Annotated in this window: 20 protein-coding genes; 8 read left to right on the forward strand and 12 right to left on the reverse strand. The window is 38.0% G+C overall.

The window, feature by feature from the left end; all coding sequences use genetic code 11:
- Positions 1–10: 10 nt before the first annotated feature.
- Positions 11–1021, reverse strand: coding sequence for an AraC family transcriptional regulator (locus tag QT16_RS11065; RefSeq protein ID WP_039488431.1), 1011 nt, complete (start codon positions 1019–1021; stop codon positions 11–13).
- A gap of 102 nt (positions 1022–1123) precedes the next feature.
- Here QT16_RS11065 and QT16_RS11070 point away from each other — a divergent pair, with 102 nt between their 5' ends.
- Complete coding sequence (locus QT16_RS11070; protein WP_039488432.1) at positions 1124–2728, forward strand: GMC family oxidoreductase; 1605 nt, start codon at positions 1124–1126, stop codon at positions 2726–2728.
- A 27-nt stretch (positions 2729–2755) separates the two neighbouring features.
- Here the strand turns inward: QT16_RS11070 and QT16_RS11075 are convergent, their stop codons facing one another.
- From QT16_RS11075 to QT16_RS11085, 3 genes are all read right to left on the reverse strand, one after another.
- Positions 2756–3571, reverse strand: coding sequence for a class I SAM-dependent methyltransferase (locus QT16_RS11075; RefSeq protein WP_039488433.1), 816 nt, complete (start codon positions 3569–3571; stop codon positions 2756–2758).
- 3 nt (positions 3572–3574) lie between these two features.
- Positions 3575–3976 (reverse strand): hypothetical protein, encoded by a 402-nt coding sequence (locus QT16_RS11080; RefSeq protein ID WP_002960599.1) that lies wholly within the window; start codon positions 3974–3976, stop codon positions 3575–3577.
- A gap of 67 nt (positions 3977–4043) precedes the next feature.
- The gene (locus QT16_RS11085) at positions 4044–4463 is read right to left on the reverse strand and encodes a DUF3429 domain-containing protein (protein WP_039488434.1); all 420 of its coding nucleotides are present in this window, start codon (positions 4461–4463) and stop codon (positions 4044–4046) included.
- A 281-nt stretch (positions 4464–4744) separates the two neighbouring features.
- Between QT16_RS11085 and ahpC the strand changes: the two genes are divergently transcribed.
- A complete protein-coding gene (gene ahpC, locus QT16_RS11090) occupies positions 4745–5314 on the forward strand; it encodes an alkyl hydroperoxide reductase subunit C (RefSeq protein ID WP_002960601.1) in 570 nt (189 codons plus the stop codon).
- Between the two features lie 155 nt (positions 5315–5469).
- Positions 5470–7044: an alkyl hydroperoxide reductase subunit F gene (gene ahpF / locus QT16_RS11095; RefSeq protein ID WP_039488435.1), complete on the forward strand. Its 1575-nt coding sequence runs from the start codon at positions 5470–5472 to the stop codon at positions 7042–7044.
- Positions 7045–7161: 117 nt separating this feature from the next.
- Here the strand turns inward: ahpF and QT16_RS11100 are convergent, their stop codons facing one another.
- The 4 genes from QT16_RS11100 to QT16_RS11115 form a co-directional block, all read right to left on the reverse strand.
- A complete protein-coding gene (locus QT16_RS11100) occupies positions 7162–7419 on the reverse strand; it encodes a hypothetical protein (RefSeq protein WP_024597368.1) in 258 nt (85 codons plus the stop codon).
- Positions 7420–7477: 58 nt separating this feature from the next.
- Positions 7478–9496 carry a hybrid sensor histidine kinase/response regulator gene (locus QT16_RS11105; RefSeq protein ID WP_039488436.1) on the reverse strand — a complete coding sequence of 673 codons (2019 nt, stop codon included), beginning with the start codon at positions 9494–9496 and terminating at the stop codon, positions 7478–7480.
- A 172-nt stretch (positions 9497–9668) separates the two neighbouring features.
- Positions 9669–9890: a hypothetical protein gene (locus QT16_RS11110; RefSeq protein ID WP_002960604.1), complete on the reverse strand. Its 222-nt coding sequence runs from the start codon at positions 9888–9890 to the stop codon at positions 9669–9671.
- Positions 9891–10083: 193 nt separating this feature from the next.
- Complete coding sequence (locus QT16_RS11115; RefSeq protein WP_039488437.1) at positions 10084–10857, reverse strand: undecaprenyl-diphosphate phosphatase; 774 nt, start codon at positions 10855–10857, stop codon at positions 10084–10086.
- Positions 10858–11093: 236 nt separating this feature from the next.
- Here QT16_RS11115 and QT16_RS11120 point away from each other — a divergent pair, with 236 nt between their 5' ends.
- Genes QT16_RS11120 through QT16_RS11130 form a run of 3 tightly spaced genes read left to right on the forward strand, consistent with a single transcriptional unit; the run spans position 11094 to position 13215 of the window.
- Entirely contained in the window at positions 11094–11381 is a 288-nt protein-coding gene (locus QT16_RS11120; RefSeq protein WP_024597366.1) for a hypothetical protein, read from the forward strand.
- On the forward strand, positions 11378–12973 hold the full coding sequence (locus QT16_RS11125) for a PepSY-associated TM helix domain-containing protein (protein ID WP_200886969.1): 1596 nt from the start codon (positions 11378–11380) through the stop codon (positions 12971–12973). The genes QT16_RS11120 and QT16_RS11125 overlap by 4 nt, the downstream gene beginning before the upstream one ends.
- Positions 12970–13215, forward strand: coding sequence for a hypothetical protein (locus tag QT16_RS11130; protein WP_039488439.1), 246 nt, complete (start codon positions 12970–12972; stop codon positions 13213–13215). Before QT16_RS11125 ends, QT16_RS11130 begins: the two co-directional genes overlap by 4 nt.
- A 9-nt stretch (positions 13216–13224) precedes the next feature.
- Here the strand turns inward: QT16_RS11130 and QT16_RS11135 are convergent, their stop codons facing one another.
- The gene (locus QT16_RS11135; protein WP_039488440.1) at positions 13225–14061 is read right to left on the reverse strand and encodes a patatin-like phospholipase family protein; all 837 of its coding nucleotides are present in this window, start codon (positions 14059–14061) and stop codon (positions 13225–13227) included.
- A 167-nt stretch (positions 14062–14228) separates the two neighbouring features.
- Here QT16_RS11135 and QT16_RS11140 point away from each other — a divergent pair, with 167 nt between their 5' ends.
- Complete coding sequence (locus QT16_RS11140) at positions 14229–15101, forward strand: SMP-30/gluconolactonase/LRE family protein (RefSeq protein ID WP_039488441.1); 873 nt, start codon at positions 14229–14231, stop codon at positions 15099–15101.
- Between the two features lie 20 nt (positions 15102–15121).
- On the opposite strand, the gene QT16_RS11145 is transcribed toward QT16_RS11140, so the two are convergent.
- The 3 genes from QT16_RS11145 to QT16_RS11155 all read right to left on the reverse strand — a co-directional run bounded on the left by QT16_RS11145 (position 15122) and on the right by QT16_RS11155 (position 18120).
- On the reverse strand, positions 15122–15577 hold the full coding sequence (locus QT16_RS11145) for an NfeD family protein (protein WP_024597362.1): 456 nt from the start codon (positions 15575–15577) through the stop codon (positions 15122–15124).
- Between the two features lie 21 nt (positions 15578–15598).
- Positions 15599–16552 (reverse strand): SPFH domain-containing protein, encoded by a 954-nt coding sequence (locus QT16_RS11150; RefSeq protein WP_024597361.1) that lies wholly within the window; start codon positions 16550–16552, stop codon positions 15599–15601.
- 128 nt (positions 16553–16680) lie between these two features.
- Positions 16681–18120: a diguanylate cyclase domain-containing protein gene (locus tag QT16_RS11155; protein WP_039488442.1), complete on the reverse strand. Its 1440-nt coding sequence runs from the start codon at positions 18118–18120 to the stop codon at positions 16681–16683.
- 197 nt (positions 18121–18317) lie between these two features.
- On the opposite strand from QT16_RS11155, the gene QT16_RS11160 reads away from it, so the two are divergent.
- The gene (locus QT16_RS11160; protein ID WP_039488443.1) at positions 18318–19211 is read left to right on the forward strand and encodes a cation diffusion facilitator family transporter; all 894 of its coding nucleotides are present in this window, start codon (positions 18318–18320) and stop codon (positions 19209–19211) included.
- Positions 19212–19261: the final 50 nt, after the last annotated feature.

Genomic DNA, 19261 nt, shown 5'->3' on the forward strand with positions numbered 1-19261 from the left:
ATAAGAGTGTTTAGTTTAACATTTTTTTAGTCCTATATGCGCTAGGGGAGCACCCAAACCAGCGTTTAACATTAACACTTAGTGTTGCTTGTTCCTGATACCCTAAAAGCTCAGATATGGTTGATATTGTAAATTGGTTTTGCGCTAAATAGTGTGCAGCTAAAGCGCGACGAGTGGCATCTTTTAGTTTTACAAAACTCGTATTATGTTTGATAAGTTCTCGATGCAGAGTACGCGGGTGCATACCCAGCGCAGCTGAAATAGTTTGGTTACTACATTGATAAATAGGAAGCATAGGCCTAATTAGCGCACTAACTTGGTTGGGCAACGGTTGTGTGTGTTCTTTGTTTTTTGCCAAGAAGCTTAGCGCTGCTTGTACTTTATTTAGTTTAGGGTGATCAAGCTCAAGAGTTAAATCACTTTTTGAGATTATAATGCCAGCGCTGTTGCGATGCTCTATAACGTTACAACCAAAGTAAGTGTTATAGGCACGAGTATTAGTACTTAACTTTTTTGGCAAAAATATATTAATTGGTTTGCAGCGGTTATTACTCAGCTTTTTAATAACAGCTAATGCTAAACCAATGGTTAGCTCAATGACTTGGTTTATGTGCGGTAATGGTTTTAAATTAATTTCGAATGATAAAAACAAGCTTTTATCATTCTCTAAAGGATGCGAGTTTAAGCTAAGTGCAGGGCTGTGTAAGTAAAGGTATTTAATAACCCAATTAAGTGCATCACCTAAATTAGTACTACTTTTGGCAGCTATTGCAATATGTCCTAAAATATCAAAATTTTGTCTACTTGCGAGCTTAAGGCCAAAACTAGAGCAATTGAACTTACAAGCACAGTATTCTAAAAGCTCAGCGTAATCTCGATAAGGTAAATATTGGTTGTCGAGATTTTTAAAGTCAACGTTACTAATATTACAGCTTTGCATTATTTCATGCGGATCGCCGCCAAATTCGCTAATTAGCGTGTCTATACCTTGTAATGACGTGGCTCTGATTAGGCTGCTCATGGTTAACCCCAAATAAGTGATGTCTAAAAATATCAAGTTTTATTGGGTTTTTCTATGCACTATTACTGTTAAGGCCGTTTAAAACTTTTATTAAGGTACACCATGAACAATACAACATTTGATTACATTGTGATTGGCGCAGGCAGTGGCGGCTGCGTTATGGCATCGCGCTTGTCTGAGGATAAAAATGTCAGTGTGTGTTTAATTGAAGCTGGCGGCAGCGATAAAAGTGCATTTGTGCAAATGCCAGCTGGCATAGCAGCGAGTGTGCCTTATGGCATAAATAGCTGGCATTACAATACGGTGCCACAAAAAGCGCTTAATAACCGCTGTGGTTTTGTGCCGCGTGGCAAAGTATTGGGTGGGTCAAGCTCTACCAATGCAATGGTTTACATAAGAGGTAATAAGTACGATTACGACCAATGGGCGGCTAATGGCAATACGGGATGGGATTTTGAGAGTTTACTCCCGTACTTTATTAAAGCTGAGAACAATAAAGCGTTTATAAATAATGAGCTGCACGGAACAAAAGGCCCGCTACATGTACAAGAGCTAAGTAACCCAAGCAATGTAAACCAATATTTTCTAAATGCCTGTGCTGAGCAGAGCGTTAATTTAAGCGACGATATAAATGGCAAAGAGCAAAGCGGTGCGCGTTTATCGCAGGTAACTCAGCACAATGGCGAGCGTTGTAGTGCAGCAAAAGCATATTTAACACCGTATTTAAACCGCCCCAATTTAACGGTATTAACCCATAGCCACGTTAATAAAATAAATGTAACCAATAAGATAGCGCAAGGTGTGCAAATAGAGCGTAATAAAGAGGCTATTAATTTACGTGCTAAAAAAGAGGTAATACTTAGTGCTGGCGCTATTAATTCGCCGCAAATATTAATGCTTTCGGGTATTGGCCCAAAAGAGCAGTTAAGTGCACATAATATTAAGGTTCAGCACGTACTTGAAGGTGTTGGCGCTAATTTACAGGATCACTTAACGGTAGTGCCACTTTATAAATCAAAAACAAGTAAAGGCACATTTGGTATAAGCCCGCTAGGCATTGCCAGTATTTTTAAAGGGTGCGTTAATTGGTTTAGTAAACGAGAAGGGCGATTAACCAGTAACTTTGCAGAGTCGCATGCGTTTATTAAATTATTTGAAGGCTCGCCAGCGCCCGATGTGCAGCTAGAGTTTGTTATTGGGCTGGTGGACGATCATAGTCGTAAATTACACACTGGGCATGGTTACAGTATACACAGCAGTATTATGCGCCCCAAAAGCCGAGGTACTATTACATTAGCCGATAATAACCCGCAGAGTGCTCCACTTATTGACCCTAATTATTTAAGCCATTCAGATGATTTAACTGTAATGCTTGCAGGCCTTAAAAAAACACTCGCTATTATGCAAAGCAACGCTTTTGATAACATACGCGGTAAAATGCTCTACCCGCTTGATATAAATAATGATGATCAGCTAATTGAGTTTATACGCCAAACTGCAGATACCGAGTATCACCCAGTAGGGACATGTAAAATGGGGCAAGACTCAATGGCAGTGGTAGATACTAATTTACGAGTACACGGGGTGAGTAACTTACGCGTAGTTGATGCGTCGATTATGCCTACTATTATTACCGGCAACACAAATGCGCCGGTAATTGCGATTGCTGAAAAAGCGGCTGATTTAATTAAACACGCAAGGGAGTAATTAAATAAACAGTAGTAGGGCTATTAATTAGCTATAAAACTCATTTAGCCATTGTTGCCAATCGCTTTCAAGATGCAGCATTTGCTGATGCTTTTTAGCGTTTATATGCTTGGCTTCGTCCTCGTTTGCCACATAAGGCCCAACGCGGCATAGGGGGCAATGGTTAGATGTTAAGTATGCAGGCATTGCAAGACGCGAGCTTAATTCGCTAGTATGTTTATCGAGACTTTTTGGGCTGAAAACGTAAGTTATACCGCTGGTGTCTTTAACGTGTTTATCGCGGTCAACATTACGAATTTTATAACCTTCAAAATGGCTAATATCAAATGGGATTTGGCCTAAATAATCTGCGGTTAAACCGTTATTTAAACTCCCTTCTATATTCCACTCACGATAAGGTTTTACATCCTTTGAGGTGATGTAACAAAGCATTGGCCCATTTTTATCAAGCGCGTATTCGTTAGCGTATTTAATAAATTGGTGCAGTAAAGCGCGGTTTAATACGTTCATGCTGGTTTGGCGCGTGTTGTTTTCAAACGCTTCACGGCCAACAAATGCAGGTATAAGCGGAAACTGAAAAATAACCACATCAAAGCTGTGCTGGTTTTCACTTAGAGCTTGCCAACATGCAGGGTTTGTTACATCAAAACTATTAAGTACCTCAACGTTATGCGCTTTTAAGTTGCTAAGTGCATTGTGCTGGTATTTTTGCTCAATAGTAGTTTGGTCATCGTAAGTGGATGCAACCAAAGCTTTTGGCGATAGATGAGTGTAAATAGCGTTCGAAAACGATAAATCGCCATCGCCTACGGTGAGTATTCGCCATTGAGGATTTAAATACATATTTTATTTAGCGTTTATGTTTGTAGCAGTATTATTTATATCGCTATTTGTTTGTGAGTCTTTTGCTAGTAAACGATGAAACGCAAGTCTGGTTTTTAATCCTTCGATTGCGATTTGTTTAATAATAAGATTAAAGGTAATTAAAATGGCAAAGGCAATATGAATAGGGCCGTGAGTAAATCCTGCATCTGTATCGTACAGTGTTAAACCGAATAGCAAAAATAAGACGACTAAAAATATTTCGAGTAATTGACTTGAATAAAAGCTTAAACGACCTTCGCTTTTATGATCTTTTTTAATGCGAATAGCACAAAAAAATGGGATCACTTTGATTTTAAATGCAGCGTTTTTTTCTACGTAGTTTTCGCCAAGTTCGTCGAGTTGTTGGCGTAGTTGGTCAATCATGGTGTGTCCTCAAATAGCAGTGCGCGGATATTACCCTATTACCACGCAATATTTAAGTTTACAGCTGCTATTTAGGGTAAATACTCATACCAATAGTAAGGATATGACAAACAAACACAACAGAGGTAAGCACAAAACGCATTTTTTGATAATCTTTATGATAGGTTTGCCATTGTGGCGTGGCTTTTTCAAATATAAGTACTAACCAAAAACTAGCGCCTAGCCAAGCCAGTGCCCACTCAGCAGGCATAAATGATAAAAATGGTACGGGTATAACAGGCAATACCGCTTTAATTGCATTGCTATAGCTTTGCTCTCCGGCGCGCCATAAGTTACCAGCCATAAATGCTAAAATGGCGATACTGTAAAAAGTAAAAAACTCCAAGTTAAGACTATTACTGCCAAACATGAGTGGCCAACCTACACACCCTAAAAACGGGATTAAGCCTAGGTAACCTAGCTGTATATGGTTAACAAATTTTTCCATTACGGTGTGCCTTATATTTAATGACTTATTTGAAGCGAGGCTATTGTAGCAGTATTGCGATTAGCGGTCTTAATAATTCGCCAGCGTTCACAATTCAAATAATGCTTACGATAACAATGATTATATAGTTCAACCCAAAAAATCGATTGTTTTAATCTAAACAATCAATTTTATTTAATTTCTCATTGGCCTTATTGTATTAATCAAGCCAACGCAGAAGGTCGTTTAAAACGAAAGCGTTGATTACTTTTAAAATACATAAACACAGATGAGGAAATACCATGAGCACTTCATTAATCAATACAAAATTACAACCATTCAATGCAACCGCTTACCACAACGGTGACTTTGTAGAATTGTCTGAAAAAGATGTTCTAGGTAAATGGTCTATCTTCTTCTTTTACCCAGCAGACTTTACATTTGTATGTCCTACCGAATTAGGTGACCTTGCAGATTACTATGCACAACTTCAAGAAATGGGCGTAGAAGTTTACTCAGTATCTACTGATACTCATTTTACTCATAAAGCATGGCATGACACGTCAGACACTATCGGTAAAATTACTTACCCAATGATTGGCGACCCAACAGGGCGTATTACACGTAGCTTTGGTGTAATGATTGAAGAAGAAGGTTTAGCACTTCGCGGTACATTTGTAATGAACCCAGAAGGCGAAATTAAAGTAATCGAAACTCACGATTTAGGAATTGGCCGAAGCGCTAAAGAACTAGTTCGTAAAGTACAAGCTGCACAATACATTGCAACTCACGATGGTGAAGTTTGCCCTGCATCTTGGCAGCCAGGTGAAGACACACTTGCACCTTCACTAGATTTAGTTGGTAAAATCTAAATATAGGTTTACCCACTTTTATGAGGGCAGGTAACTGCCCTTAAATCAACGAACATTCGTTTGTTGATGCCTCCTATATCAATATACTTGTTTAAGCACATGCATTATTTGGCATGGGAGGCTTGCTGTTTAAATTTTCCTAAAAGGGTTAAGCCATGTTAGATAACAACATAAAAAATCAATTAAAAAGCCATTTCGAATCGCTTACTCAACCTGTTGAGCTGCTTATTGCCTTGGATGACAGCAAAAAATCAGCAGAAGTAGAAAGCCTAGCAAACGATTTAGCCTCACTGAGCGATAAATTTACTGTAATAAGCAATCCTGATACAAGCGCACGTCGCCCGTCAATGGTTGTACATTCGCCTATTAAAAACACTCATGTTACGTTTGCAGGCGTACCTATGGGTCATGAATTCACAAGTTTAGTGTTAGCACTTTTGCATACTGGCGGACACGCAAGTAAAGCTAAAAGCGAAGACATTGAGCAAATACAATCGCTTACTCAAGAGCTGAACTTTGAAGTATACATAAGTTTAAGTTGCCAAACGTGCCCGCAAGTAGTGCAAGCACTTAACACTATGGCAGCGACAAACAGTAATATTAAAGCCACCATGATTGACGGTGCATTATTTCAAGGTGAAGTAGAAGAGAGAAATATTTTAGCTGTACCGGCTGTATATTTAAATGGCGAACCATTTAGCCAAGGTGCACTAAGCCTTACTGACATACTTAATAAAGTAGATAGCAAAGGGGCTGCTAAACAAGCAGCAGCACTAAGCGAAAAAGACGAGTTTGATGTACTTGTAGTTGGTGGCGGCCCAGCGGGTGCGTCGGCTGCAATTTACTCAGCACGAAAAGGGTTAAATACAGGCATTGTTGCCGACAGATTTGGTGGACAAGTTGCCGATACACTAGCAATAGAAAACTTTATTTCGATTAAAGCGACTGAAGGGCCTAAATTGGTTTCTCAGCTCGAAGAGCACGTTAAAGAATACGATGTTGATGTAATGCATAATCAGCGTGCAGCGGCACTTGGTTATAACAATGGTTACGAAATTACACTAGAAAATGGCGCAGTACTTAAAGCTAAGTCGCTCGTACTTGCAACTGGTGCACGCTGGCGCGAAATGAACGTACCAGGCGAGCAAGAATATCGTGGCCACGGTGTGGCATATTGCCCACATTGCGACGGCCCTTTATTTAAAGGCAAACCTGTTGCTGTAATTGGTGGTGGTAATTCAGGTATAGAAGCGGCAATCGATTTAGCTAATATTGTGCAAAGCGTTACGGTACTTGAATTTGCAGACACACTACGAGCCGATGAAGTGCTTATTCGTAAAGCTAAAAGCATGGCTAATATTACTATTATCAAAAGTGCACAAACTACCGAAGTACTTGGTGATGGTAAAAAAGTAACTGGCTTAATGTACACAGATAGAGTGTCGGGGGAGAGCAAAGAGCTTGAACTTGCCGGTATATTTGTACAAATAGGCTTAATACCAAATACCGAGTGGTTAAAAGACAGCGACCTTGAATTAAGCAAATTTGGTGAAATACTAATTGATGCTAAAGGCGCAACTTCATTACCTGGCATTTATGGCGCGGGGGATGCAACCAATACTCCGTTTAAACAAATTATTATTGCAATGGGCAGCGGTGCAACAGCAAGTTTAGGTGCATTTGATTATTTAATTCGTCACTCTGAAGAAGCTGATCAAAGCGCTGCTTGATGTAATTAGTAAAAACTCTCTTGATATAACAGCAAGGCTACACCCATAGCTGTTTGTTAACCCAAGCCGCCCTTCTCCAAAGGCGGCTTTTTTAATGCTTAAGAATTAGCACATGATTTAATCGCACCCACCACCAGAATCGCCGCCGCAATCTGTATAAGAATGTGATGAGTTACTGCTAGAGGAAGCTGTTGAGTCACTGCCAGTATAAGCTGATGATCCACGTGATGACTTAGCACTGATAAATGTAACTAACAGCAATACGCCTGATACGATAACTATTGTTATTGATGAGCTCCATTGCCCAGTGGAAACGCCTTTAAATACTGCAACAATAAGGACAGTTAGTAATATAGTTCTAATTATGTTTTTCATTGTTAATTCCTTATCTAACTATATTTAGCACGCGGTTAAGTGTGCAAAGCTAATGTTTTTAAAGCTTTAGTAATTGCGCCGCTGACGCAATAGCGACTTCTAAAGAATGCATTTTAAACGGTTTTGAAATAAACATATCCATACCAGCTTGTTTGCATGCTAATTTATCTTGCGATGAAGTATTAGCTGTAAGGGCAACAATATAGGTTGAATCGTGCGGACAGATACTTTTTGAACGCAGTTGTTTTGTAGCCTCAAAACCATCGAGTATAGGCATAATACAATCCATAAAAATAAGGTCGTAATGCTTTTGCTCGCATTTAAATATGGCATCTTGCCCATCTACTGCAAAGTCTGGCTTTATATTGAGTTTATTAAGCGACGCATCAAGAACGAGTCTGTTTATGTCGTTGTCATCCACCACTAAAACAGAAAGCTTAGAAGCGTTAATGTTTATTTTTGATAGTGGATTTAGCTCTACTTTTTGCTCTTTACCTAGCTCTATAGGGATACTTAGCGAAAAAGTAGTTCCTTGATTTACTTTACTACTTACCTTGATTGTTCCGCCCATGTACTCAACAAGTTCTTTAACTATTGCGAGGCCAAGTCCTGTGCCTCCTTTACTGTTTTTAGCATCTACTTCTTGAGTAAAAGGGGAGAATAAAGATTCAAGAAATTGGCTAGTCATGCCTCTTCCTGTATCGGCGACTTTAATGTTTAGCGTTAATTTATTATTGTTATTAATCACAGACGTGTGCAGTTTTACACAACCATGCTCAGTAAATTTTAACGCATTACTTAATAAGTTGGAGGTAATTTGACTTAGGCGTGTGTTATCGCAATATGCCCAGCAGCTATCAGAAATTTCATTTTTTACTTCTAGTTCTACATTGCTGTTTTTAAATAACGGGGTGTACAAAGAAATGAGATCAGTAAATGTTGTATTTAATAAAACATCCGTGGGTTCTAGTTTTAACTCACCGTGGTTAATTTTAGAAAAATCGAGTACTTCGTTTATTATGCTCAAGAGTATATCTGCGCTACGCAGCGCGACTTTTATTTTTTCGGTTCTCTTTTGTTCGTTATGTTCATCTATTAACGTAGTAAGCATGCCCGTAATGCCATTTAGCGGTGTTCTAAGTTCGTGGCTTATTTTTGCAAAAAGCATGCTTCTATCTTCGAGTAATCGCTCGGCTTGTGCTTGTTTATTTTTAAGCTCTTCTCTTAGAGTCACTGCTTCGGTAATATTTTGAAAGGTACCAAACAAACGTACACAGGAATCACCGTCAAATTCGGCTTCGCCAAATGTAGATACCCAAATGGTTTGATTTTTGGCTGTAATAATTTCAAGTTCTAGATGCCACTTTTCGCCGTGTTGTATAGCAAGCTCAACTGCTTTATTTATTTTATCTCTGCTTGTACCTTCTTTATAAAAGTTAACTGCAGATTCAATTTCAGGCTGATAGTTTTCATCAACTTGATGGATTTGTTTAGTTTGCTGACTCCAATAAATTTTATTATTAGTAAGGTCAACTTCCCACGTGCCTATATTTGCTATGCTTTCTAGTTTTAATAAGCTATTACTGTTTTTTATTAATTTTTCTTTAGTGATGCTGCGGGCTAGTTCTGCGCCTAACCACTGCGCAAATAACTCAATATAGTCGTAGGCGGCATCTGTAAATACTGGAGATTGATTGGCAGAAGAAAAATTTACAGTTCCAAATATATCGGTACCTATTTTAATAGGTGCCCCAATATATGACTCAAGTTTAAAGTTTTCATAGCAAGGATGGTCAGCAATTGCGCTTTGCGAGACGTTATGAAATGCAAGTGCAGAACCCGCACTAAGAGTGTGTACACAATAGGTACCGTCTAAATCAAATTGAGTACCTATTTCTAATGCATTATCTGGCGTAATGGCATGTAACACGGTATAGCAGTTTTTCTCGACCTTACTAATAATAGCTAAATCAAGGTTAAACACTTCAAGTCCAAATGCTAATAGTTGATGGGTTTTTCCATCAAAGTCTAAGTTTTGGTTAGATACTATGTCGTGAAATTGCCTAAGAAAATTCAATAGTAAACATCCTGTTGGTTTTAGAACTAAGTCTATAGCTTGATAAAGCACTAGTTTAACAAAAAAGTGAAATATATTTAGTTAATTATTACTTTATATAAACTTTTTCTAATTAAGCACAACTGATTTAAACACAAACTGCGAGTAAGTTGCTCGCAGCTTATTGTGTATATTAGTAGGTTGAGTTTGGTGTGTACTCAGGGTTGATATCGCCGTCTACTTCCTCTGGGTCAACATCGTTAATAAGCAGTGTTTCACGTACAGCTTCAATGTGATCAAGTACGCTTTGGTAGCGCTCGCCATATTCATATTTTGTCACCTCAATCGCTTTTGGCATGTAAGTAAAAGCTATTTTTAGGGCGTGGAGTGCTTCTTCGTTTATTTTTTCGCTCATAATATTCTCTTATGTGTAGGCTATAGCTAAGCTGAGTTCTGAATAATAAATCAATTTTTAGCGCTTGCTGCGTTGAATTTCCTTGCAATAGACCAGCTATTGACGCGTAAATTCGCCTTGTTTTCACCAAAAATTTCTAGCTAGAGAGAAACAGACTTAAATATCGTTATTATTTATAGTGTTTTTAAATCTCTTAACCAGAATTTAGGTTAGTTAATAAAATAACACCAAATACGATTCGGTAAAGACCAAAACTAACAAAAGTGAAATTTTCTAGAAAGCGTATGAATAGTTTAATAGTAAAATAAGCAACTATAAAAGACGTTAAAAAACCTACAGCAAGGGCAGTTAGGTCATCTAAGCTAAACAGTTGGTAATGTTTAAGTAAGTCGTACCCTGAGGCTGCTGCAAGTACAGGCAAACCAAGTAGAAATGAAAATTCAGCGCTGGCTTTTCGATTTAAACCACACAGCATGGCACCAACAATAGAACTCCCAGCGCGACTAGTCCCTGGAATTAATGCAAATACCTGTGCTACGCCAATCCAAAGGGCTTGTTTATAAGTAACTTGGGTTACATCGGTAGTTGTACAGTGAGTCTCTTTATAACTGCGCTCTAATAGTAAAAAAATCACACCGCCTACAATGAACATAACACCTACTACTGGTACGCTAAACAGTGTTTTTATTACATCACTAAATATAAAACCAATAATACCCAAAGGAATAAATGCAATGGCAACTTTCACCCATAAATTGAAATGTTTAGGGCTAAACTTGTCTTTATAGTTGGCTAGTACCGCTAAAATGGCGGCAAGTTGGATAATGACTTCGAAGGCGAGGTTAGTGTCTGTTGATTCAATGCCTAACCACTTTGACGCTACAATTAAGTGCCCAGTTGATGATATGGGTAAAAATTCTGTTATACCTTCAATAATACCTAAAATAATCGCGTTAATTATATCCACGGTTTACTGCTTCCTGAAAAATTAAAAAGCCCGAACTCGGCTTAACTGAAATGACGCATTACTGCGTACCTAAATTGCGAGGCGTAGCATAAAAGCTCTTAAAACAAACCAACAGTATTTTTAGACTTAATGTGTTTAATAAATTGCATTAAGTGTTAAATGCACAATATAATAACAATTGTTATCATTTGCATGTGCTGTTTTGTATATGTTTGGGCAAATTTAATGAGCGAATAATGAATAATAAAAAAACGTTTACAGCTACACGGCGAAGGCACCTAATTGCATGTGTGTTAGCGCTAATTACTGCGGTAATAATGATTCCGGGTATGACAACTTATTTACCGTTTCAAATGAATGAACAAATATTACTGCCTATTTTACTCTTTCCTGTTATTTGGACTGCGTTGTTTATTTATGCGTATTTGGCGCAAAAGGTATGGCAACCGTTTGTTGTAATGATTGCACTGTGTGTACTACATGGTTTATTGAGTTTTTGGGCGTTAACGCAGGGGCAGGGATGAAGTCGATTACTTTAAAAAAGCTATTTTTATTACATAGCTGGGTAGGAATTATTACTGCTGTACTGCTATTTGTTGTTGCATTTAGTGGGGCGTTAGCAGTGCTGTCGCGACCTGAGTTAAAAATATGGGCAAATCCAGAGCTACAATCTAGCCAACACGTTGCCAGCGCGCAAATTAATCGACTAGTAAACGAATACCATAAACAGGTGCCTAGTGAATTTGGTGAAAACATTCATGTGTTTTTACCAAGTGGACACAACTTTCATTTATTAACGTTGGTATTTGAATCCCACGATGGCGATGAAAACTATGACCAAGAGGTGGCCAGAGTATTCCAGTTTCATCCTGATACTTTGGCGCTGGAAAATACTTACTATGGGCCTAGTAAAGAGTTTTACGCTAATAAAAAAACAGATGCGCCAACCTACATAGGTGAGTTTCATGCAGATTTGCATTTAGGGCGACCAATTGGGTTAATTCTCACTGGTTTTTTAGGTTTAACACTTTTAGTAAGTGCAGTTACAGGCTTGTTTATTCATCGTAAATTGATAAAAGAGCTCTTTACGTTTAGGCGAGATAAAGGATTAGATATTGCAGTAAGCGATGCTCATAAGGTCATAGGTATTTGGGGCAGTGTATTTAATATTGTAATTGGTTTTACAGGATCATTTTTAGGGCTTGCGACCGTTATTTTATTACCAGCAGCTGCGTTTGTGAGCTTTGGTGGCGATCAAGATAAGTTAATAGAAACGTTTACCGCAATTCCTGAGCCGGTAGTTAGCCACATTAAGCAACCTACAAAAATAGACACTATTTTAGACAATGTGCATAGTCGTTACCCTGAAGCTGTAATTAGGGATGTCACAATAATGGCGCATAACGATGCGAATGCGCAGGTGTATTTGCGTTTGTTAGGTGGCGAGGCTGTTGCTTCTCAATTACTGCATTATAAAGGCAATGGTGAGTTTGTGCAGTCGATGAGTAGTTTTGGTGATATTTCAGGTGTTTCGATAAAAGTAATTGAGTTGATGTTTCCGCTGCACTTTGGGAACTTTGCAGGGGTGTTTGTAAAATTACTTTGGGTATTGCTTGGCTTAAGTACTGCGCTTTTACCTATTTCGGGCATGATGATGTGGCTAGCAAAGCGTACACGTGGCAGTAGCCCGTCGCTGAGTGTGCAGGCATATGCACGCTGGAATCGTTTTATTATTGGCAGTTGTGGAGGCTTGGTATTAGCAAGCTTTGTGTTATTTCCTTTGCAAGTTGTACTTAATTATACCGTTATTGGTGTGGCGCAAAATAGCTTTTTTGGACCCGTGTTTTTTTATACGTGGTTGGCATGGTTACTCTCAAGTGTATTGCCTGTAGGTTATAAAAACTATTTTAAGCTGACTCTTTTGCTATGCGGCGCTTCGCTTGCTTTGGTGCTGCCGCTCAATATTATATTTGGCGTGAGCAATGTTATTAACCTTAATAGCTCGCTTGTCGCGATAGTAGATATAAGCTTTATGGTGGTGGGTATCGCGTGTATTTTTGGTGCCTTAAAAATAAAAAACACACAAAAATTACAAGCAGAGGTACAACCCGCATGAACGAACTACTAATTATAATTGCCATGGTAAGTCTATTATTAATGATGCTCAATATACGCAAAAACACACTCACAATACCCACTAAAGCTTTTTTAAGTACACTGCTATTTAGTTTAGCGCTGATATGCTTTATGGGTGTTTACGGTATTTTAGGCGGTGCAATATGCACCGTTGTAGGAGCTATGTTAGCTGGTTTACTAACCGCAGTTATTGCGGGTAAAGCACCGCAATTATTAGGTTAAAGAATGCAGCTATTTAGCTAAAAAGGCCTTAGCAGTATCAATTCCCATGTTGTAACCACTATTAAGTATTTCAAACTTTTTAGTGGTACGCCCAACTTTAAAATTAGCCGGTGGTGCAATGATATTGATTTTGCAGTCATTAGGTGGATTCATAATAAAATCGATAGACTTATTATAAAAATTAGCCCTATCTAAGGTCGCTTGAACTAATGCAGGATAGTTTTTATACATTTTTTTAGTAAGCCAAGGTGCCTTACTTGGTTTTTTACGATAGCCTAAACATTGAGACAAAATAACGGTAATTTCGCGTGCACCCATTTCGTAAGCTTTTATAACCGGAATTGAATCAGCAACACCGCCATCGGTCATCGCTATGTCATTAATAATAGGGTAGTCACGATATGCAATGGGTATAGCGCATGATGCTTTTAATTGATGCACCATATCGGCGCTGGTGGCTTTTAAATAGTGTGCTTTGCCTGATTCGATTGCCGTAGATACAATATAAAACTCTTGTGGAGTTTGTTCGAATACCTCTGTATGAAGGCGTATTTCGCGAATTGTTTCTTGCCATAACCAATCTAAATCAAATAAATGACCACCTTTAATAAAGCGCGCTAAATTAATAAATTCAGGACGGCATGAATAGTCGGTAATCACTTTATAATTTCGCATTGGTTGTTTGCATAAAAATGCGGCTATATTAGTTGCTCCGGCTGAAACACCAAAATAGCGTTCAAACGGCTGGTATTGCTGTTTTAAAAACTCATCAAGCACACCTGCGGCAAATATACCGCGCATTGCACCGCCTTCAACGACGAGTGTGTTTTTATTATTGTTGTTCATGGTCAATCCTTTTTATTAAATTTGATGTTATCAACTCAGTCTAAAAAATGCGATAGAGATTACTAAATGTGTTGATAAATTAAAGCCTGGTACACATCGCGAAATTCACTGTTTTCTGGTAAGGTTTAGTATTACAAGGCTTTGTTAATAATAAAGAATAAGTATTTATGTTTGATCCTAGCGTAACCATTTTTGAAAGCACACAGAGTCAGCTTGCAGAAAGTCCTCTTTGGCATCCTATGCTGAACACTTTTTTTTGGGTCGATATAAATAAAAAATTACTTTTAAGCAAAAATATACACAGCAACAGCCAACTAAAAACCGTGAATATGCCCGATACGCTCAGTGCAATAGCGTGGATTGATGAGCAGCACTTATTGCTAGGGACAAGTACTGGTATATACAAATACCATATTAATTCAAGCACTCGCCATCTTATCCTTAGTATTGAAAATACACAGCTAAATCGGCGTTCAAACGACGGCCGTGCTGATCCATGGGGTGGCTTTTGGTTAAGTACAATGGATGTAAATGCTAAAAAAGGGGATGGTAAAATATACCGTTATTATAAAAACCAGCTTAAAGCCGTTGTAAGTGGTTTGAGTATCCCAAATGGATTGTGTTTTGATAAGCCCCGTTTACGCGGTTATTACTGCGACTCTTTAACGAGTTGTATTTATGTATTAGATTTGGATGAGAAAACTGGTGAGCCTTGCGCTGAGCCACGTGTTTTTTATCAATTTAATAATACTGATGTTGACCCCGATGGCTGCGTAACCGATAAATTAGGTAATTTGTGGCTAGCTGTTTGGGGAATGGGATGTGTTATGTGTTTATCCCCAAGCGGTGAGTTAATTAAAACAATAAAGCTTTGTGCATTAAAACCGACATGCACCGCCTTCGGTGGTGAAAATGCTGAGTTGCTACTTGTTACATCGGCATTTGATGAAGCGATTAATAATACTGTTGGTGAACAAGGCGCTGTATTTCAGATCTCCGGTATAAAAAACGGGCAGTTTGAGCCGCCCGTTTTACTGTAACTTGTAATTTTCAGTGATGATTAGCTTTTAGGCGTAACCCACATAACACCCACTTCTTTTTTAGTTACTAAAACCTCAGTACCGGCGATAATTGGTTGCTCACTTTTGAGTTTCCAGCTGATACCAGAGTATTGATGTGTAGTTAAACCTTGCTCTGTTACATCGCTAGTAAGTACAAAAGTAAGTTCAGCAAAATCACTATTCACTTGCTTCTTATCTACGCGATTTTGCATTTGTTTTAATGGTTTCCAAAGTGCAACGGCCAAGCCTGCTGTTACCACTGTGTTACTCCAAAGTGCAGTGGTTAATGAGTCAGGTAAAATACCAAAACTCATTAATAATCCTGTGAGGAATAACGATAATCCAAAAAACAATAAAATAAATGTAGAAAGGCCAAGTACTGCTACTTCTATTATTAAAGCAACAATACCAATTACCATAAGTGTTTGCGGTAAATTTTGCGTAATAAAATCCATACAAACCTCTTTATTTAGTTATTAACCCAGATGCTTTTTATTTAAGCTATTAATAATTGCCATACCTTGGGCAACCATTGAGCTTGCATCTGTCGCGTTATCTGGCAGTAATACAATTGATGACTCACGAGCAATCGCTTCTTTAGCTGCAATTGCTTTAGTTGCCAGATCTAGCTGTATTGCTTTTTGACCTTGTTCTGTATCTGCGGCTTCACCTACTTTGATAAGCGCATTTGCCTGTGCTTCTGCAACCGTCGTAATAGCTGTTGCTTCACCTTCAGCACGTAAAATTTGCTCGGCTTTGTCGGCTTCAGCAGCAAGTACTTGTGCTTGTTTTTTACCTTCAGCAACGTTGATATTTGCTTGGCGATCACCTTCTGACTCTAAAATTTGAGCTCGTTTAACACGCTCAGCTTTCATTTGTGCTTCCATAGCTTCCATAATAGAGTTAGGCGGCACAATATCTTTAATCTCATAGCGAAGTACTTGGATACCCCAAGGCTCAGATGCTTGGTTTATAGCTGCAACAATGTTGGTGTTAAGTAGATCACGCTCTTCAAATGTTTTATCAAGCTCCATTTTACCTAATTCTGAACGCATAGTTGTTTGCGAAAGTTGTACAACTGCAAAGGTATAGTCGTCAACGCCATACGTAGCTTTGTACGGGTCTAATACTCTAAAGTACAGTACACCATCAACTATGAGTGAGATGTTATCTTTAGTAATAGCTGATTGCGATGGTACGTCTTGAGCTTGTTCTTTTAAGCTACGATCAGCCGAGATTCTATCAATAAATGGAATAATAAAGTTAAGGCCAGCTTCTTTAGTTGATTGGTATTTACCAAAACGTTCGATTAACCAGGCGCGGTTTTGTGGTACAAATTTAACGCTACTTTTTAAAAGCACGATAACAAAAACTAGTAAAAAAGCCTCAACAGTAAAAACTATATTGAGAATTTGTGTGACTGGATCCATTTAAACATTCCTTATAATAATTAAACGCTGAGTAGTTGTATTGTTTATAATTTCAGCGTGTATAGATTATCACTACAGAGAACTTTAAACCACTAAAACTCGCTGCAGTGCGCCACCTTAGTCGGTTTTTAAAAACTAGCTATTTTATTTCTACCTGTTTCTTTTGCGTTATAAAGGGCTATATCGGCGTTAGTTATAACCTCTTTGGGTTTTGTTTTGTGATTGGGTATGAAGCTATAAAACCCAATGCTTAAAGTGAGGTATTTACTGACAGTTGAAAAGTTATGTTCAATTGCGAGTTCTGCGATTTTTTCCTGAATAAGAACAGCAAACCTTTGACAGTGTTCTGTGTCGACTGCAGGTAAAACTATCGCAAATTCTTCACCCCCGAAACGAGCTGCTAGATCACCTTCGCGTTTACAAATATTGTGTAGCGCTTTGGCCACTCGCTTTAGCACTTCATCACCAAGCTGATGCCCATAGTTATCGTTATAACGCTTAAAAAAATCAATATCACACATAATTAAACTAATGGGTTCCTTATTACGTGCACAGCGCTTAATTTCGCATTTTAAAGTCTGATCAAAACAGCGTCTATTAGCAATGTTTGTAAGGCCATCAGTATTGACTTGTTTATTGAGTTTTTGGTTGGCGTTAATGAGTTGCTGCTGAGTTTGTTGAAGCTCTTGCTTATAATTTAAATTTTTGAAAGCATTAGCAAGCATTTCACCTACTAACCTTAGGCGAATAAGGTCTAAATCTGTCCAATCTCGCTTTTGAACAACACAATCACAGCCAATAAAGCCAACCAGTTCTTTGTCATAACGTAATCCAATGCAAAGTACCGATTTTATTTCTTGTCGCTGGAAAATCGTTTTTTCGCTCATTGCTTGAATTGGGAGCAACGTTACATCATTCACTCTGAATAAGTGGGTACGGGCCATCGAACTAAAAAAATAAGGGAGGTCGCTTTTTAAAAGGTTTTGTAAGTCGTCTTTAAAAGCTTTGATACCATCATTGACCCATTCGTGAGTGTTATTAATAGTTTTACCATCTTCGGAAAACTTAAAAAGATAACTCCTATCGGCATTGCAAACCGTACCGACTGCTTTTAATGCATAGTTGATATGCTTATCAACATCGTCATTTTGAATATCAATTAAGTCAGTTGAGATGTTCGATATAATATTATCAAAATCATATTGTTCATCCACGTTGTTATTTAGTATATCGATAATAATAATGGAGTTTGAATTAGGTAAATTTGCAAATTTTACGTTGAGTAGCAATTTGGATGATTGTTTCGATAAAATAAACTGGCATTGGTTATTTGCCGTAAAATAATCAAAGAATAGCTCCTCGATCAACAGATTTTTTTTACTGTGATGATTGGTTAAAGTGATGTGTGATAAATCAGTTTTATAAAAATGTGATTGGTCTTTTAAGTCAAACAAGTCCTGTGCCTGGCTGTTAACTTTAAATATATCTTCATTGGCATCATAAAGTAATACACAAAACGGCAATAACTCCAAGTTTTGCCATGCTTCTTCTGATAGGTTATTACTCACTCAACTCTCCATGTGTCCAAGCCATAATTAAATTCTTTTTCTTTACTAACTATTAGCACATTTTTTTTGATTTACTAAGTTTTTAGTGCGTTTGCGGGCAGTACGTATTATAATTGATACTGTATATCATTACCCATTTCTACTCTAAGCCATCTTTGGCTTATTTGCACTTTAAGTATAGGTTATTCAAGCATTTCATGACAGAAATCACTACACACCAAGCTTCTCGTCGTCGGTTACTCATTGCTTTAGCAATTACGTGTTCGTTTATGGTAATTCAGGTTATAGGTGCTTATTATTCTAATTCGCTTGCTGTTCTTGCTGATGCGGGGCATTTGTTTGTTCACAATAGCTCGTTATTCATCGCACTGATAGCATCAAGTCTCGCTATTCATTTTGCCAAAACCTATAACGATGGCCATCAACGAGCAGAGCTTTTTGGTGGCCTAGTGAACGGGTTTTTATACCTAGCAATCAGTTTAATTATTTTGTATGAAGGTGGTGAGCGCTATATACACCAACATGAAGGAAATGAGCTGGCTATCAATAGTTATTTAATGTCGGTTATTGCTGCTATTGGTTTTTTATTTCATGGGGCTGCTGCATGGGTTTTATATAAAGGCCGCAAAGCGAGTATTAATGTTTACGCGGTATTTTTACATTCATTCTTTGATTTGATTTCTACCGTATCGACATTTGTGGCTGGTATTCTTATATATTTTACGGGCTGGGTTGTTATCGATATTTTATCGAGCATGTTAATCGCCTCTTTCGTGTTGTTTACCGGTGTTAAGGTCATTATTAGTTGTATAAAAGGTTTACGCTTAAATAAGGCCAAACTCCCTAAAGTTACTGATATTGAAAGTGAAATTACAGATATGGAGCATGTTCACAATGTCCATAATGTCACTGTAACGCGTAAATATAAGGGTGTAGTAGTCGGGGCGCACGTTGTACTTAAAGAGCATTGTACTATTGAAAAACACGATGAAGCATGTCGTATGAAGGTAGAACAACTGTTAGCTGAAAAATTTAATGTACGCAATAGTGTATTACAAATAGAAAGCCACGAATGCCATCACATCCATTAGTAGCATCTAATTAATATAAAAGCGTGTAATAATGATTAGCACGCTTTTAA

This window comes from Pseudoalteromonas distincta (genome assembly GCF_000814675.1).
In the GTDB taxonomy this organism is placed as follows: domain Bacteria; phylum Pseudomonadota; class Gammaproteobacteria; order Enterobacterales; family Alteromonadaceae; genus Pseudoalteromonas; species Pseudoalteromonas distincta.

Bases quoted from the DNA above. Each gene is read 5' to 3' on its own strand.
- QT16_RS11065 (WP_039488431.1), bottom strand. From the start codon at position 1,021: ATGAGCAGCCTAATCAGAGCCACGTCATTACAAGGTATAGACACGCTA.
- QT16_RS11070 (WP_039488432.1), top strand. From the start codon at position 1,124: ATGAACAATACAACATTTGATTACATTGTGATTGGCGCAGGCAGTGGC.
- QT16_RS11075 (WP_039488433.1), bottom strand. From the start codon at position 3,571: ATGTATTTAAATCCTCAATGGCGAATACTCACCGTAGGCGATGGCGAT.
- QT16_RS11080 (WP_002960599.1), bottom strand. From the start codon at position 3,976: ATGATTGACCAACTACGCCAACAACTCGACGAACTTGGCGAAAACTAC.
- QT16_RS11085 (WP_039488434.1), bottom strand. From the start codon at position 4,463: ATGGAAAAATTTGTTAACCATATACAGCTAGGTTACCTAGGCTTAATC.
- ahpC (WP_002960601.1), top strand. From the start codon at position 4,745: ATGAGCACTTCATTAATCAATACAAAATTACAACCATTCAATGCAACC.
- ahpF (WP_039488435.1), top strand. From the start codon at position 5,470: ATGTTAGATAACAACATAAAAAATCAATTAAAAAGCCATTTCGAATCG.
- QT16_RS11100 (WP_024597368.1), bottom strand. From the start codon at position 7,419: ATGAAAAACATAATTAGAACTATATTACTAACTGTCCTTATTGTTGCA.
- QT16_RS11110 (WP_002960604.1), bottom strand. From the start codon at position 9,890: ATGAGCGAAAAAATAAACGAAGAAGCACTCCACGCCCTAAAAATAGCT.
- QT16_RS11120 (WP_024597366.1), top strand. From the start codon at position 11,094: ATGAATAATAAAAAAACGTTTACAGCTACACGGCGAAGGCACCTAATT.
- QT16_RS11125 (WP_200886969.1), top strand. From the start codon at position 11,378: ATGAAGTCGATTACTTTAAAAAAGCTATTTTTATTACATAGCTGGGTA.
- QT16_RS11130 (WP_039488439.1), top strand. From the start codon at position 12,970: ATGAACGAACTACTAATTATAATTGCCATGGTAAGTCTATTATTAATG.
- QT16_RS11135 (WP_039488440.1), bottom strand. From the start codon at position 14,061: ATGAACAACAATAATAAAAACACACTCGTCGTTGAAGGCGGTGCAATG.
- QT16_RS11140 (WP_039488441.1), top strand. From the start codon at position 14,229: ATGTTTGATCCTAGCGTAACCATTTTTGAAAGCACACAGAGTCAGCTT.
- QT16_RS11145 (WP_024597362.1), bottom strand. From the start codon at position 15,577: ATGGATTTTATTACGCAAAATTTACCGCAAACACTTATGGTAATTGGT.
- QT16_RS11150 (WP_024597361.1), bottom strand. From the start codon at position 16,552: ATGGATCCAGTCACACAAATTCTCAATATAGTTTTTACTGTTGAGGCT.
- QT16_RS11160 (WP_039488443.1), top strand. From the start codon at position 18,318: ATGACAGAAATCACTACACACCAAGCTTCTCGTCGTCGGTTACTCATT.